The sequence below is a fragment of the Labrys wisconsinensis genome (assembly GCF_030814995.1).
GTDB classification, from domain to species: domain Bacteria; phylum Pseudomonadota; class Alphaproteobacteria; order Rhizobiales; family Labraceae; genus Labrys; species Labrys wisconsinensis.
Window position 1 is genome coordinate 19,498 of the sequence record NZ_JAUSVX010000002.1, and the last position, 15,349, is coordinate 34,846.

General features: G+C 69.1%; 14 protein-coding genes. 8 read left to right on the plus strand and 6 right to left on the minus strand.

Features of this window, described 5'->3' with window-relative positions; all coding sequences use genetic code 11:
• Positions 1-64 precede the first annotated feature (64 nt).
• The 4 genes from fabF (at position 65) to gmk (ending at position 4,585) form a co-directional block, all read left to right on the plus strand.
• The gene (gene fabF / locus QO011_RS06500; RefSeq protein ID WP_307269348.1) at positions 65-1,324 is read left to right on the plus strand and encodes a beta-ketoacyl-ACP synthase II; all 1,260 of its coding nucleotides are present in this window, start codon (positions 65-67) and stop codon (positions 1,322-1,324) included.
• 231 nt (positions 1,325-1,555) lie between these two features.
• Positions 1,556-2,929 (plus strand): endolytic transglycosylase MltG, encoded by a 1,374-nt coding sequence (gene mltG, locus QO011_RS06505; RefSeq protein ID WP_307269352.1) that lies wholly within the window; start codon positions 1,556-1,558, stop codon positions 2,927-2,929.
• 91 nt (positions 2,930-3,020) lie between these two features.
• The gene (locus QO011_RS06510; RefSeq protein WP_307269354.1) at positions 3,021-3,908 is read left to right on the plus strand and encodes a YicC/YloC family endoribonuclease; all 888 of its coding nucleotides are present in this window, start codon (positions 3,021-3,023) and stop codon (positions 3,906-3,908) included.
• Complete coding sequence (gene gmk / locus QO011_RS06515) at positions 3,905-4,585, plus strand: guanylate kinase (RefSeq protein ID WP_307269357.1); 681 nt, start codon at positions 3,905-3,907, stop codon at positions 4,583-4,585. Before QO011_RS06510 ends, gmk begins: the two co-directional genes overlap by 4 nt.
• 4 nt (positions 4,586-4,589) lie before the next feature.
• On the opposite strand, the gene rsmA is transcribed toward gmk, so the two are convergent.
• Genes rsmA through lptF form a run of 5 tightly spaced genes read right to left on the minus strand, consistent with a single transcriptional unit; the run spans position 4,590 to position 11,070 of the window.
• Positions 4,590-5,435: a 16S rRNA (adenine(1518)-N(6)/adenine(1519)-N(6))-dimethyltransferase RsmA gene (gene rsmA / locus QO011_RS06520; protein ID WP_307269360.1), complete on the minus strand. Its 846-nt coding sequence runs from the start codon at positions 5,433-5,435 to the stop codon at positions 4,590-4,592.
• The gene (gene pdxA / locus QO011_RS06525) at positions 5,435-6,427 is read right to left on the minus strand and encodes a 4-hydroxythreonine-4-phosphate dehydrogenase PdxA (RefSeq protein ID WP_307269366.1); all 993 of its coding nucleotides are present in this window, start codon (positions 6,425-6,427) and stop codon (positions 5,435-5,437) included. Before pdxA ends, rsmA begins: the two co-directional genes overlap by 1 nt.
• Position 6,428: 1 nt before the next feature.
• Positions 6,429-8,813 (minus strand): LPS-assembly protein LptD, encoded by a 2,385-nt coding sequence (locus QO011_RS06530; RefSeq protein WP_307269369.1) that lies wholly within the window; start codon positions 8,811-8,813, stop codon positions 6,429-6,431.
• Positions 8,813-9,901 (minus strand): LPS export ABC transporter permease LptG, encoded by a 1,089-nt coding sequence (gene lptG, locus QO011_RS06535; RefSeq protein WP_307269372.1) that lies wholly within the window; start codon positions 9,899-9,901, stop codon positions 8,813-8,815. Before lptG ends, QO011_RS06530 begins: the two co-directional genes overlap by 1 nt.
• On the minus strand, positions 9,898-11,070 hold the full coding sequence (gene lptF / locus QO011_RS06540) for an LPS export ABC transporter permease LptF (protein WP_307269375.1): 1,173 nt from the start codon (positions 11,068-11,070) through the stop codon (positions 9,898-9,900). Before lptF ends, lptG begins: the two co-directional genes overlap by 4 nt.
• A gap of 159 nt (positions 11,071-11,229) precedes the next feature.
• Here lptF and QO011_RS06545 point away from each other — a divergent pair, with 159 nt between their 5' ends.
• The 4 genes from QO011_RS06545 (at position 11,230) to QO011_RS06560 (ending at position 14,314) form a co-directional block, all read left to right on the plus strand.
• The gene (locus tag QO011_RS06545; protein WP_307269377.1) at positions 11,230-12,729 is read left to right on the plus strand and encodes a leucyl aminopeptidase; all 1,500 of its coding nucleotides are present in this window, start codon (positions 11,230-11,232) and stop codon (positions 12,727-12,729) included.
• Positions 12,730-12,734: 5 nt separating this feature from the next.
• Positions 12,735-13,355 (plus strand): glutathione S-transferase family protein, encoded by a 621-nt coding sequence (locus QO011_RS06550; RefSeq protein WP_307269379.1) that lies wholly within the window; start codon positions 12,735-12,737, stop codon positions 13,353-13,355.
• A gap of 49 nt (positions 13,356-13,404) precedes the next feature.
• Positions 13,405-13,851: a DNA polymerase III subunit chi gene (locus tag QO011_RS06555; RefSeq protein ID WP_307269381.1), complete on the plus strand. Its 447-nt coding sequence runs from the start codon at positions 13,405-13,407 to the stop codon at positions 13,849-13,851.
• A 76-nt stretch (positions 13,852-13,927) separates the two neighbouring features.
• Entirely contained in the window at positions 13,928-14,314 is a 387-nt protein-coding gene (locus QO011_RS06560) for a hypothetical protein (protein ID WP_307269384.1), read from the plus strand.
• Positions 14,315-14,336: 22 nt separating this feature from the next.
• Here the strand turns inward: QO011_RS06560 and panC are convergent, their stop codons facing one another.
• The gene (gene panC / locus QO011_RS06565) at positions 14,337-15,182 is read right to left on the minus strand and encodes a pantoate--beta-alanine ligase (protein WP_307269385.1); all 846 of its coding nucleotides are present in this window, start codon (positions 15,180-15,182) and stop codon (positions 14,337-14,339) included.
• Positions 15,183-15,349 lie beyond the last annotated feature (167 nt).

Genomic DNA, 15,349 nt, shown 5'->3' on the forward strand with positions numbered 1-15,349 from the left:
CGTTCTCGGCATTGTCGGACAGGAAGAGCCGGGGAGCACCGCTTCCCCGGCCGCGGGAGGTTCTATGAGGCGCGTCGTCGTTACCGGTCTGGGCATGGTCACGCCGCTCGGCGGCGATGTCGCTTCGACATGGGCGAACATCCTTGCCTCCAAGAGCGGCATCGTGCGTATCGGCCGGTTCGATGTGGAGGATCTCGCCGCCAAGATCGCCGGGCTGCTGCCGGCCGGCGACGGCACGGACGGGACCTACAATCCCGACCAGTGGATGGAGCCGAAGGAGCAGCGCAAGGTCGACGACTTCATCGTCTACGCCATGGCCGCGGCCACGCAGGCGCTGGACGACGCCGGCTGGCATCCCTCCTCCCGGGAGGACCAGATCGCCACGGGCGTGCTCATCGGCTCGGGCATCGGCGGGCTGCAAGGCATCGACGAGGCGGCGATCACGCTGCGGGACAGGGGCCCGCGGCGCATCTCGCCTTTCTTCATTCCCGGCCGGCTGATCAACCTGGCCGGCGGCCAGGTGTCGATCCGCCACGGCCTCAAGGGCCCGAACCATGCCGTCGTCACCGCCTGCTCGACCGGCGCGCATGCGATCGGCGACGCCGCCCGCCTGATCCAGTACGGCGACGCCGACGTGATGGTCGCCGGCGGCACGGAATCGCCCGTCTGCCGGCTGGCGCTGGCCGGCTTCGCTGCCTGCCGGGCGCTCTCCACCGCCTATAACGACGAGCCGGCGCGGGCTTCGCGCCCCTATGATCGGGACCGCGACGGCTTCGTCATGGGCGAGGGGGCGGGCTGCGTGGTGCTCGAGGCCTACGAGCACGCCAAGGCACGCGGCGCGCGCATCTATGCCGAGGTGATCGGCTACGGCCTGTCGGGCGACGCCTACCACATCACGGCTCCCTCGGAGGACGGCGACGGCGCCTATCGCTGCATGCAGATGGCGGTGAAGCGGGCGGGGATTTCCGTTTCCGACATCGACTACATCAATGCCCACGGCACCTCGACCATGGCCGATACGATCGAGCTCGGCGCGGTCGAGCGCCTCCTGGGCAATGCGGCGGCGAACCTGTCGATGTCCTCGACCAAGTCGGCCACCGGGCATCTCCTCGGCGCGGCCGGGGCCATCGAGGCGATCTTCTCGATCCTGGCCATTCGCGACGAGATCGCGCCGCCGACGCTCAATCTGGAGAATCCGGCGATGGAGACGCCCGTCGATCTCGTGCCGCTGGTCGCCAGGAAGCGCAAGATCGACACGGTCCTGTCGAACTCCTTCGGCTTCGGCGGCACCAACGCCTCGCTGGTGCTGCGCCGGGTCGCCTGAGGCCCGGCGGCGGCCATCCGCCGGCGAAGCGGAATCTCTTTGACCGGACCCGGCTCCGATTCAAGAGACTCTGCTAATGTTTTGAGATCATGCGAGATTTCGAGCCCGCCCGCGGGTGGGGCACGGACGTCTCGCCGATGTGGACCGGATCGCCCGGCGCGATCCCTGACTCGGACTTTCGCCATATTCGGCGATCATGCCGGTTTTCGTTTGACGTGGTGTGAGGTTCCCATGGCTGATGATCGCGACAGCGGATTCCAGGCCGGACGATCCCGCCCGTCCTTCGGCGGCCGCTCGACCCCGCGCAGCGCCCGCGCCGCGATCGAACCGGAGAGCGTGCCGCCGCCGCCGTCCCGTTCGGCGCGGGTGCGCAACCCCTGGGTCGTGTTCGGTCATTCCGTCATTTCCCTCCTGTTCCTGGTGGTGATCCTGGGCGGCGGGGCGCTCTTCCTCGGCACCCGCGCCATGGAGGCTCCCGGCCCGCTCGGCGAGGAGAAGACGGTGCTGATTCCGCGCGGCGCCGGCACGACCGACATCGCCGATGCCCTGGAGAAGGCCGGGGTGATCGACAGCCCGCTGTTCTTCGCCACGGCGACGCGGGTGCTGGGCATGGCGGACGGCCTGAAGGCGGGCGAGTACCTGTTCAAGCCGGGCGTGTCGATGCGCGGCGTGGTCGACATCCTGACCGAAGGCAAGGGCATCCAGCATGCCGTCACCCTGCCCGAGGGCCTGACGAGCCAGATGATCGTCGATCGCCTGTCCCAGGACGATGTGCTGACCGGCGACACCCCGCCGCCGCCGCCGGAGGGATCGGTGCTGCCGGACACCTACAAGTTCCAGCGCGGGACGACGCGGGCCCAGATCCTCTCCCGCATGGAGGCCGAGCAGCGCCGGGTGCTGGACGAAATCTGGAAGCAGCGCTCGCCCAACCTGCCGCTGAAGAGCCCGGCCGAGCTGGTGACGCTCGCCTCGATCGTCGAGAAGGAGACCGGGCTCGCCGACGAGCGGCCGCGCGTGGCGAGCGTGTTCATCAACCGCCTGCAGAAGAACATGCGCCTGCAGTCCGATCCGACCGTGATCTACGGCATCGTCGGCGGCAAGGGCAAGCTCGACCGGCCGATCTCGCGCGCCGACCTCGACCAGTCCACACCCTACAACACCTACACGATCAACGGCCTGCCGCCGGGGCCGATCGGCAACCCCGGCCGCGCGGCCATGGAAGCTGTGGCCAACCCGTCGCAGACCAAGGATCTCTACTTCGTCGCCGACGGCACCGGCGGCCACGCCTTTGCCACGACGCTGGACGAGCACAACAAGAACGTGGCGCGCTGGCGCCAGTCGCAGCAGCAGGCCAATGCGCCCGCGCCGCCGCCGGCGGCGACGACGCCCGCCGCGCCGCCGCCGGCGCCCGATGCGGCTCCCCCGGCGGCGGCGCCCGCGCCGGCACCCGTTGCCGCCGACCCGGCCAATGCGCCACAGGACCTGCCGGCCCAGAACGGCAAGAAGCAGCGCACGTTCTCCGACCCGGTCGAGAACACCAAGAAGGACCCGCTGCTCAACAAGACCTTCGATCTCAACTCGCCGCAGAACGTCCCGAAGCTCTGACCCCGGGACCTTGCATCGGGCGGCTTGAGCGTCGCCGCCCGGACCACTATGGTCCGCTACCTCTTTCGTCCTCCTGTCGATGAGCAGCCGCATGGCCGTTACGAGCATGACCGGGTTCGCGCGCTCCGATGGAGCGAGCGGGGCCAACCGCTGGTCCTGGGAAGTCAAGACCGTGAACGGCAAGGGGCTCGATATCCGCGTGCGCCTGCCGCCCGGCTTCGATGCGCTCGAGGCCCAAGCCCGTTCCGCCGCCGCTGCGGCCTTTGCCCGCGGCTCGTGCCAGGTCGGGCTGACGGTCAAGCGCGAGGTGTCGGCGGCGACGGTGCGGGTCAACCAGGCAGTGCTCGACGCCGTGCTGGAGGCGATGGCTCAGGCCTCCAAGCGGATCGACGCGGCAGCGCCGCGGCTCGACGGCCTCTTCGCCATCAAGGGCGTGCTCGAAACCGACGAGCCGGAGGAGACCGAGGCGGAGCGCGCGGTGCTGCATGCCGAAGTGCTGGTGGGCCTGCAGACGGCCCTCGAGGCCTGCGTGGCCATGCGCGTGGCCGAGGGCGAGGCGCTGGCCCGCGTGCTCCATCAGCGCATCGACGAGATCGAGGCGCTGAGGCTCGCAGCGGAGGCCAATCCGGCCCGCCAGCCCGCGGCGATCCGCGACAAGCTCGCCCAGCAGGTCAAGGTCCTGACCGAGGCCGCGCCGGCGCTCGATCCCGACCGGCTGCACCAGGAGGCGATCCTGCTGGCGGCCAAGGCCGACATCCGCGAGGAGCTCGACCGGCTGCACGCGCATGTCGCGGCGGCGCGCGACCTCCTGGCCAAGGGCGGGGCGATCGGACGGCGGCTCGACTTCCTGTCCCAGGAGTTCAACCGCGAGGTCAACACGCTCTGCTCCAAGGCCAACGACGTCAGCCTCACCTCGACCGGCCTGTCGCTCAAGGCCGTGGTCGAGCAGTTCCGTGAGCAGGTGCAGAACATCGAATGACCGGGCTTCGAGCCGAGACAGCCGCCGGCCTGCCGCTGCAGCGCCGCGGCCTCATGCTGATCGTGTCCTCGCCGTCCGGGGCGGGCAAGACCACGTTGACGCGCCTGCTCCTGGCGGAGGACCGCGACATCGACTTGTCGATCTCGGTTACGACGCGGCCGAAGCGGCCGAGCGAGGTCAATCACGTCCATTATCACTTCATCGCGGCCAGCGAGTTCGAGCGGATGCGCGACCAGCGCGAATTGCTGGAATCGGCCAAGGTCCACGGCAATTTCTACGGCACGCCGATCGGGCCGGTGGAGAAGGCGCTCGCCGCCGGGCGTGACGTGCTGTTCGACATCGATTGGCAGGGCACCGTCCAGATCTACGAGCGCATGCGCCCGGACATCGTCTCGGTGTTCGTGCTGCCGCCCTCGGCGGCGGAGCTCAAGGCGCGGCTGGAGCGGCGGGCCGAGAACACGGCCGAAGACATCGGCCATCGCCTGCAGAACGCCCGCGTCGAGATCGGGCACTGGTCGAAATATGACTATGTCCTGGTCAACAACGACCTCGACAGCACCTTTGTCCGGCTGAAGGCCATCCTCGATGCTGAGCGGCAGAAGCGCGCGGAGAAGGCGAGGGTGGCCGAGCTGATCGAGAGGCTGAAGGCGGATCTCGACGCCATGGCCGTGCCCTGAGGCGTCAGCCGCCGAGGCTGTTGGCGAGCCGGACGAAGCCTTCGACCGGCACTTCCTCGGCCCGCATCTCGGGCCTGAGGCCGCAGGCCTCGACCCACGCGGCGGCATCCGGGCGCAGCCCCTTCAGGCTCTGGCGCAGCATCTTGCGGCGCTGGCCGAAGGCGGCCTGGGCCGTGCGCTCGAGGTCGGCGGTGCGGCAGGCCAGCGGCAAGGGACGCGGGCGAAGATGCACGATCGAGGAGGTCACCTTCGGCGGCGGCACGAAGGCCGAGGGCGGCACGTCGAAGACGATCTGCGCCTCGCTGCGCCAGCCCGCCAGCACGCCGAGGCGGCCATAGGCATCGTCGCCGGCGCCGGCGACGATGCGCTCGGCCACTTCCTTCTGGAACATCAAGGTCATGCTCTCGAACCACGGCGGCCAGGGCTCGGTCTCGAGCCAGCCGACCAGCAGCGGCGTCGCCACGTTGTAGGGCAGGTTGGCGACGATGCGGACCGGGCCGCCGACGCCGGCGAGCAGGGCCGGCCAGTCCGCCGTGAGCGCGTCGGCGGCGTGGACGTCGAGGCGGCCGGGATAGCGCGCGGCGATCTCGGCCAGGGCGGGCAGGCAGCGCTCGTCGCGCTCGACGGCGACGACCCGTTCCGCGCCGCAGGCGAGCAGCGCCCGGGTCAGGCCGCCGGGGCCCGGCCCGACCTCCACCACCGTCACGCCGGCGAGGTCGCCGCCGGCCCGGGCGATCCGGGCGGTGAGGTTGAGGTCGAGCAGGAAGTTCTGGCCGAGAGACTTCTTCGCCATCAGCTGATGGCGGGCGATGACGTCGCGCAGCGGCGGCAGGTCGTCGATCTGGGCCATCAGCGGCTCAACCGGTCGGCGAGCGTCAGGGCGGCAAGGAAGCTCGACGGATCGGCCCGTCCGGTGCCGGCGAGATCGAAGGCGGTGCCGTGGTCGGGCGAGGTCCGCACGAAGGGCAGGCCGAGGGTGACGTTCACCGCCTCGTCGAAGGCGAGCGCCTTGGCCGGCGCCAGCGCCTGGTCGTGGTACATGCACAGCGCCACATCGTAGCCCCGGCGCGCCCGGGCGTGGAACAGGGTATCGGCCGGCAGCGGGCCGCGGGCGTCGATGCCGGCGCGCCGCAGCCGCTCCACGGCCGGCGCGACGATGCGGATGTCCTCCTCGCCCAGCGCCCCGCCCTCGCCGGCGTGCGGGTTGAGCCCGGCGACGGCGAGGCGCGGCGAGGCGATGCCGAAGCGGGAGCGCAGGTCCGCGGCCGCGATGGTGCCGGTGCGGACGATCAGATCCTCGCTCAGGGCCGACGGCACGGCGGCGAGGGGGATGTGGACGGTGACGGGCACGACGGCGACGAGCTCGGACCAGATCATCATCACCGGCTCGGGCTCGCCGCCCCAATGGCGCTGCGCCAGCACGCCGAGATATTCGGTATGGCCGGGATGGGCGAAGCCGGCGCGGTAGAGCACCTCCTTCATGATCGGTGCGGTGACCAGGGCTCGGGCCAAGCCGTCGTGCACGGCGGCGACGCCGCGGTCGATGGCTTCGATCACCGCGGCGGCGGCCGCGACATCGGGCTGGCCGGGCTCGACCCGGGCGGCGTTGTCGAGCGGCACCACCGGCAACGCGCGGGTGAAGGCAGTGGCCGCACCGGCCTCGTCCGTCGCCTCGATCGGCACATCGAGCCCGACCAGGCGGGCGCGCTCGCGCATCAGCGCCGGATCGGCCAGGAGGTAGAAGGGCAGGTCCGGCGTCCGCCGGCGCCAGGCCATCAGCGCGAGCTCCGGCCCGACGCCGGCCGGCTCGCCCATGGAAACGGCGATGGGAAGCCGGGACATGTCAGTACTTGGTGAAGCCGGTGTCCATGATCTTGTCGTTGAACTCCTGCGGGGTGCCTGTCTGCGTCAGCCCGCGCAGGTTGAGCTGGAGCTTCACCGACGTGTCGTACTTGTTGCTGACGTCGTCATAGGAATTGGCGAATTGCAGCCCGAGCGCGATGCACTCGTCGATATAGGTCAGCGCGACCGAACGCGAGGAGAAGCGCTTGCTGTCGATGTCGTATTCGGTGCCGAGGGATGCGAGCCAGTGGTCGGAGATCTTCGCGGAGATCTTGGCGCGGACGCCCTCGCGGTCTTCCAGGCCGAGGAGGGGCTGGGCGGCGATGCGCCCATAGCTGATGTCGGCCTTCAGCGGGCCGATCATGCTGATGGCGCTGACCTGCAGCTGCTTCATGGCCCAGTCGCTTTCGTCGAAGCGCGCGTTGCTGGTCAGGACCAAGTCCCGCATCGGCTGGATCTGCACGCGCGCGACGTAATCGGCGACATTGGTGTCCAGACCCGATTCCAGGCCGACATTGGCCATGTCGGGCTCGTTGTAGGGATTGGTGCCGCCGAAGGAATAGGACTGGCCGAACAGGGCGTTGAAATAGGCCCCGCCATTGGTGGTGAGCGTGTACTGGACGCCGGCGTTGACGCGCGAGCCGTCCTCGAGGCGGTCGAAGCCCGAGGACTTGTCCCACTGGAACAGGTTGGTGTCGTCGTAGAGCAGGCTCTGCGAGTCCTCGTTCGGGAACTGACCGGTCTGCGCCGCCTTGGGACGCAGGATGACCTGGGCGATGGGCTCGATCACCTGTGATCCCCAGCTCATCTGGGCGATGAAGGGATAGCGATATTCCAGGCCGATGGCCGGGACCGCGCGCGCGGCAAAGGCCTGGTCGGCGTCGATGAACTGGGTCGTGCCGCTGTCGAGCTGGGTCCAGCCGACATCCGCCCGGACATAGGCGAAGGGGGTCCATTGCTGGCCCAGCGGGTCGGTGAAGGTGCGCTTCCAATAGATATTGGCGGAGGCGCGCGTATAGGTGCCGTCGATGCCGCGCTGCACGCAATTGGCGCGCGTCGTTCCGGCGGCCGTGCCGTCGCAGGCGGCATCCGAGCCGTTGAGGATCTGGGCGAAGGCGGCCTGCGTCCGGGTGAGGCTGGTGAGGTTCAGGTTCCAGCCGAGCTCGCCGCCGAAGACCGGATGATCGACGATATAGTCGTAGTCGATCACCGGCGCGACGATCGGCAGCTGCTTCTGCACGTCGCTCGACGTCAGGCCGTTGAAGTAATAGGACCGCGCCTCGAACCAGGACTTGTCGCCCTGGCCGATGAGGTACAGCGTCGAGGTGATGTCCGACTGGCGCCGGTCGAGATCGACGCTGTAGTCGTTGAGGTAGTATTTGTCGGACAGGAGCGTGACGTTCCAGCCCCATTTCCAGCGCTCGTTCAGCCAGAATTCGCCGACCGAGTTGATGGCGCCGCGGAAGTCGCGCTCCTTGCCTTCGTCGGAAAAGACGCCGGGATCCATCTGGTACACGCCGGAGGCGCTGATGGAATAGCTGCCGTTGAGCAGGCGCTGGCGCCACAGCGCCTCCATCTCCGGGCCCTGGCGGGTGGTGAAGCCTGGGGTCAGCGTCAGGTCGTAATTCGGCGCCAGGTTGAAGAAATAGGGAACCTTCACGCCATAGCCGATGTCGGAGGAATAGATGTAGGACGGCGCCAGGACGCCCGACTTGCGCTTCACCGTCGGATCCGGGCTGGACATGTAGGGGAGATAGGCGATCGGCATGCCGAGGAACTCGAAATGAGCATCCTCGAAATAGATCATCTTCTCCTGTTCGTTGTGGATGATCCGCACCGCCTTGATCTGCCACAGCGGCGGCTTTTCCGGGTGCTCCATGCAGGGCACGCAGGCGGTGTAGACGCCGTTCTGGAAGACCGTGACATTGCCGGCGGTGCGCTCGGAGCGGGTGGCGGCGAGATAGGTCTGATCCGTGGTGACCACCCGCAACGCATTGACGAAGCCGTCGTGGAAGTCCCTGGTGAGCTCCAGGGTGTCGGCATAGGTGATGGTGCCGTCGGCCTCGGTGACCTTGACGTTGCCGGTGGCATGCACCCGGTCGGTCTTGCGGTCGTAGATCACCCGGTCCGCCTGCAAGGTGCGGCCATCATAATAGATCTGGACCTCGCCGACCGCGGTCACGTTGTCCTGGTCGTTGTCGTAGACCATCTCCTTGGCCTTGACGACCATGTTGGCATTCGGATCGTGCTGCTGGGTCAGGCCGGAGGTCAGGGCCGCCTGGGCCCAGGCGCTGCCGGAAGGCAGGCAGCACAGGGCCATGGCACCCGCCAGCAATGCGGCACGCAGTGCGATTCTCCTCGGCGGACGGGCGGCGAGGATACGCATCAGCCGTCTTCCTGGTTCAAGAGGATCGTGAAACCGATAAGCATGCTGACGATCGCTGGGCTCCAGGCGGCGGCCGACGTGTTGACGAGGCCGGCGGCACCCAGGTCCTCGGCAATTTTCGTGGCGACATAAAGCACGAAGCCGGCACCGACGCCACCCAGAACCATGAACCCCAGACCGCCGAACCGCACGAAACGCAAGGACACCGTCGCCGCAATCAGAACCATCGCGACGAGCAGGGCCGGTCGCGCCAGAAGGGTTTGATAGTGCAGGCGGTATTCGTTGGTATCAAGGCCGGCTGCGGTGGCCAGGGCAATTGCCGAGGGGAGTCGCCAGAATGACACGGTGTCGGGCGAGGTGAAGGTCTGCAGCACCTGGGCGGCGGTCAGGTTGGTGGCCAGCACGTAGCTGTCATAGGCCGCCGGCTGGGTCTCGGGGCGCAGCACCCGCACGTCGTCGAGCGCCCAGGAGCCGTTCTGCAGCCGGGCCGTATGCGCCTCGATGCGTTCCTGGAAGCGGCCGTCATTGTCGAAGGTGAAGATGGTGACGCCCGTGAGCGTCAGCCCGCCCTCCAGGCTCGAGGCGGCGCGGATGACGGCCTGGCCGTCGATCGAGCGCTGGCGGATCCAGCGTTCCGAACCGGTGGCGACATTGGCGCTGCTCGAGTTGAAGACGGTGGCCTCCAGCGCGTCGCAGCGCGCCTTGAGGTCGGCGGAGAGCGGATTGAAGGCGATGGCGGCGAGGATGCCGAGCAGAGCCGCCAGGAGAACCGGCGGCATCAGGAACTGCCAGACCGACACGCCGGCCGCGCGCGCCACGATCAGCTCCAGCCGGCGCGACAGCGCGATGAAGCAGCCGATGGCGCCGAACAGCACCGCGAAGGGCAAGGTCTGCTCGGCGACCGACGGGGTGCGGAACAGCGAGATCAGGGCGATCGTGCCCGGGCCGACGCCGGTGATGTCGGAGGCGCGGCGCATGGTCTCGACGAAGTCGAGCACGAAGATCAGCGCGAACAGCACGGCGACGACGCCGAGCACCGACTTCAGGAATCGCCGGGAGATGTAGAGCCCGAGGGTGTGCCCGATCATGGGCGGACATCCGCGCGGCGGGCGCCGGGGATGCGAGCCAGCAGGTCGGCCCCCAGGCGCGCCATCGCCTGCGGCAGGTGAGGACGAGCCCAGCCCAGGATGACGGCGAGGGCGACGAGCGAGGTCACGACCAGCACGGCGAAGGGGGCGACCGCGCCGGTCGGCGAGCGGGCGCTCCAGGTCTGGCCGGCGAAGCCGGCGATGCGCACCACGACGATGACGACGATGGCAAGGGCCACGGCGGCGCTGCGGCTCTGCCGAGTCGTCCTCGCCTGACCTAACGCAGCCAACGCCACCAACATGAACGCCACCGGGTACAAGGGAGCCACGAACCGCTCGACCAGCTCCGAGCGGAACCGGCCGACATTCGCAGCATACTGCGGATCCGTCGTATCGGGATCCCACAGCTCGCTGGTATACAGCTCCCTTGGTTTATAACGCGTGACGTCCGGGTCGTCGACCAATTGGGAGAGGTCGAAGGCGTAGCGCTCGAACACGACGATCGAGGCGTCCGAGGCGCCGCCGGCGAGCTGGCGCTGCACCGACCCCTTGTCCAGGACCAGCAGCATGCCGGTGGCGGAATCGACGATCTGGCCGCGCTCGGCGATATAGGTCAGCGTCTGATCCTTGGCGCGCGCGTCCTGCACGAAGATGCCGAGCAGGGCACCGTTCGGCCGCCGCTCGCGGATATGGAAGGTGATGCCGCCCGCCACCGTGGTGAACTGGCCCTCGCGCACGATCTTGGAGATCAGGTCGGCGCGGACCTGGGTCAGCCAGTAGCGCAATTCGCGCAGGCTGGCGGGCTGGGCATAGGTGGTGACCACGCCGATCGCCACGGCGACCACCAGCGTCAGCACCATGAAGGGGCGAGCGAGCCGGGTCGGCGACAGCCCGGCGGCGCTCATCACCACCAGCTCCGAGTCGCCGTTCAGCCGGTTCAGGATCCAGACGATGGCGATGAACAGCGCCACCGGCGCGATGATGACGACGAGCGAGGGCAGGGCAAGCGAGCTGATGGTGAGGAAGATCAGCACCGTCTGGCCCTGCGCCGTCACCAGATCGAAGTCGCGCAGGGCCTGCGTCAGCCAGATCAACGCCGTCAGCGCGAGCAGACAGGCGAGAAAGGCGACCGTGAGGTGACGGAAAATGTAACGATCGATCAGTCGCATGCGAGGTCCCGTCCCGCCGTTCTAGCCGTGGCTTGCGGTCCGGGCGAGGCGTTTCTATGTCCAAACTGAATTTGCCGCCAGGCGTGCTATAGAATCCCCAAGCCCTTCGGGCTCCCGCCGATACGATCCCTCCGCGCCACCACGATCCGGACCTTCCGCATGGCTTTCGACGTCAGACTCTCCCTTGCCCCGCTCGCACCGCCTGCCGGCGGCGTCGGCATCGTCTTCGTCGACGCGGACCTGGGGGCCGGTCCCGTCACCACAGCCTTCCTCGCCGGCGCAGGCGACCTGCTGAAACGGGCGGCGGAGGCGGACGGCTTCAAGGGCAAGGCCCTGTCGACGCTCGACATCGTCGCGCCGGCCGGGCTGGCGCTCTCCCGCCTGATCGTGGTCGGCCTCGGCAAGGCCGACGACATCGCCCGGGCCGACTGGGTCAAGGTGGGCGGCACCCTCGCCGGCCGCATCCCGGCCGGCGCCGCCAGCGCGACGGTGCTGCTCGAAACGCCCTCCGGCCCGCTCGAGCCGGCCAAGGCCGCCGATATCGGCCTCGGCGCCCGGCTGCGGGCCTATGCCTTCGAGCGCTACAAGACCAGGAAGAAGGATGCCGACGCCGAGGCCAAGACGCTGGCCCTGACGCTGGCGGTCGGCGACGAGGCGGTCGTCAAGAAGGCGCTCAAGGCGCGGGCGGCCGTCGCCGACGGCGTCATCCTCGCCCGCGACCTGGTCAACGAGCCGCCGAACGTGCTCTATCCCGAAGAGTTCGCCGACCGTGCCAAGGCGCTGGAGAAGCTCGGCGTCGAGGTCGACGTGCTCGACGTCAAGGCGATGCGCAAGCTCGGCATGGGCGCGCTCCTCGGCGTCGGCCAGGGCTCGGCCCATGAGAGCCGCCTGGTGGTGATGCGCTGGAACGGGGCCAAGGACGCCAAGCAGCCGCCGGTCGCCTTCATCGGCAAGGGCGTCACCTTCGACACCGGCGGCATCTCGATCAAGCCGGGCGCGGGCATGGAGGACATGAAGGGCGACATGGGCGGCGCGGCCTGCGTGGTCGGCCTGATGCAGGCCCTCGCCGCGCGCAAGGCCAAGGTCAACGCCGTCGGCGCCATCGGCCTCACCGAGAACATGCCGGACGGCAATGCCCAGCGGCCGGGCGACATCGTCACCTCCTTGTCCGGCCAGACCATCGAGATCATCAACACCGACGCCGAGGGCCGCCTGGTGCTGGCGGACGTGCTTTGGTACGTCCAGGAACGCTACAAGCCGAAGTTCATGGTCGACCTGGCGACGCTCACCGGCGCCATCCTGGTGGCCCTGGCGCAGGAACATGCCGGCCTGTTCTCCAACAATGACGAGCTCGCCGGCCGCCTGCTCGAAGCCGGCACCAGGACCGGGGAGCGCGTCTGGCGCATGCCGCTCGGGCCGGAATACGACAAGATGATCGATTCCAAGTTCGCCGACATGAAGAACACCGGCGGCCGGCACGGCGGCTCGATCACCGCGGCGCAGTTCCTGCAGCGCTTCGTCAACGACACGCCCTGGGCCCATCTCGACATTGCCGGCACCGCCATGGGCTCTCCGGCGAGCGAGATCAACCGGAGCTGGGGCTCGGGCTGGGGCGTGCGCCTGCTCGACCGGCTGGTGGCGGACCATTACGAGGGCTGAGGCGGGTGGCGACCACCCTGTTCGGCACCGAAGACAGTGTCTACGTGCGCATCGTCCGGCTCGTCCTGCATGAGAAGAAGATCATCTATGATTTTGTCATAGCTGATGTTTTCTCCCCGGAGGCTTTGCCGGCGTCCTTCGCTGGGCGCCACCCGTTCGGCCAGATCCCGGCCATCGAGATCGATCGCATCCGCCTCTACGAGACGGACGCGATCGTCCACTACATCGAGGCGCTCCATCCCGATCCGCCGCTCGTGCCGGCCGACCCGCTGGCAGCCGCCCGCGCCCGGCAGATCATGCGGGTGATCGACAATCACGCCTATCGCGCCCTGGTCTGGGGGATCTACGTGCCGGTCTGGTGGCGGGAGGGCCGGGAGCCCGACGTGACGGCCATCGCCGCGGCGAGGCTGTCGCTCGCGGCCCTGGATGACCTGATCGGGGCTGCGCGCCTCGCCCCCACATCGTCGCTGGCCGGGTTCTATCTTGGGGCCGTCCTGGCGACGCTCGACAGCGTCGAGGCCGGCTCCCGCCTGCTCGACGGGTGTCCGCACCTGCGGTCCTGGTGGGACGGGTTCCGCGGGACGCCGGCGATGGTTGCCACGCGGTCGCCGCAGACGCAGTATTGAGGCGCGGCCGGGCATTCCGGTCCGCGGAGGATCCAGGCAGCGGCCCGCGATGACCGAAGCGCTCTTCTACCACCTTCAGCGGGTGCCGCTCGAACGGGTGCTGCCGGACCTGCTCGAGCGCTCGATCGGGCGCGGCTGGCGCTGTGCCGTCCAGGCCTCGGAGGAGCGGGTGCGGGCGCTGGACGACCTGCTCTGGACCTTTTCCGAGGCGAGCTTCCTGCCGCACGGCGTCGAGGCGGACGACGGTGCCAGGCAGCCGATCGTCCTCGTCACCCATGCCGGCAACCCCAACGGCGCCGTCGTGCGCTTCCTGGTCGACGGCGCAGCGCTGCCGGAAGAGCCCAATGCCTATGAGCGCCTCGTGGTGCTGTTCGACGGCAATGACGAGGACGCCGTCGCCACCGCCCGCGAGCACTGGAAGGTCGCCAAGGGCCTCGGCCTCGCGGCCACGTACTGGCAGCAGAACGAGCAGGGGCGCTGGGAAAAGCGGGCGTGAGCGGCCGGGCGCCCGGCAAGGTTTCGGTAACCATGGCGATGCTACCGGCGTCGTGTTTCGATCGGGGATCCCCACCATGTCCTTTCTCAGGGTTGCCGTGCTCATCGCCGTGCTGCCGCTGGCCGCCTGCCAGACGGCCGAGCGTCCCCAGCCGGTCGTGCAGGCCGACGCCACGCCGCTGAACTCGAAATTCGCCCAGGCCGGGGACGGCACGGTGATTCCCGACTTCAAGCCGGATGCGGACGCGGTCGCCTATGCGGCGCGCTGCAGCGGCGGGCGCGGCGGTTCGATCGCCATGGGCATGAGCGAATGCGACCTGATCGGCGCCAAGGGCACGCCGAGCCGGGTGGTCGGCGGCCTCGACCAGCAGGGCCACACCCACAACGCGATCTGGTATGTCGAGGGCGGTGTCCGCACCGTCTACAAGTTCGATGACGACAAGCTGATCGACGTCATCAAGTAGCCGACGGCGGTTTCGCCGTGGTTCAGACGCCCAGATTGTCGATCAGCCGGGTCTTGCCGATGCGGGCGGCGACCAGCAGGCGGATCGGCCCTCCCGTCCCGTCCGCCAGCGGCGCCAGGCTCTCGGCCTGCCGCGCCTCGAGATAGTCCAGGGCGAATCCGGCCCGCTCGATCGCCTCGCGCCCCTCGGCCAGCGCCGCGCCGGCATGGCCGCCGCCACGAATCGTGCGGGCGCAGGCGGCGAGGACCCGGTGGAGCACCGGCGCGGCGGCCCGCTCGTCCGGCGCGAGATAGCGGTTGCGCGAGGACATGGCGAGGCCGTCGGCTTCGCGCACCGTCGGCGCGCCGACGACTCGAATGGGCAGGTCCAGGTCGCGCGCCATGCGCGTGACGACCATCAGCTGCTGATAATCCTTCTCCCCGAACACGGCGATATCGGCCTGGCTCTGCACGAAGAGCTTGGCCACCACGGTGGCGACGCCGGCAAAATGCGTCGGGCGGAAACGGTCCTCCAGGCCGGCGGCCGCAGGCCCGGCGAGCGAGACCGTGGTGGCGAAGCCGGCCGGGTACATCTCCTCCGGCGCCGGGATGAAGGCGAGGGCGGTGCCGGCGGCTTCGAGCCGCGCGAGGTCGGCCGCTTCCGTCCGGGGATAGAGGGCGAGGTCCTCGCCGACCGCGAACTGGGTGGGATTGACGAAGATCGAGGCGGCGACGTGGTCCGCCTCGCGGCGGCCTCGTTCGACCAGGGCGATATGCCCGTCATGCAGCGCGCCCATGGTCGGGACGAGGCCGATCGTGCCGCCGCCCCGGCGCAAGGCCGCGACGGCGGACCGCAAGGCCGCAACGGTGCGTACGATCGTGATGGCCATCGCGTCTCCAATTCTGTGCCGGACGGCGGCACCCTCTTGCCCTGCGGGAACGCCGTGTCATACAGGGGCGGCGAGGTTTTGCAGGAATTCCCGACGCCGTCCACAGGACAGGATCGGGAAACCCGCATCGTGCGGCCCGTTCAGGCCGGCGCGCCTCGGACTTTTGG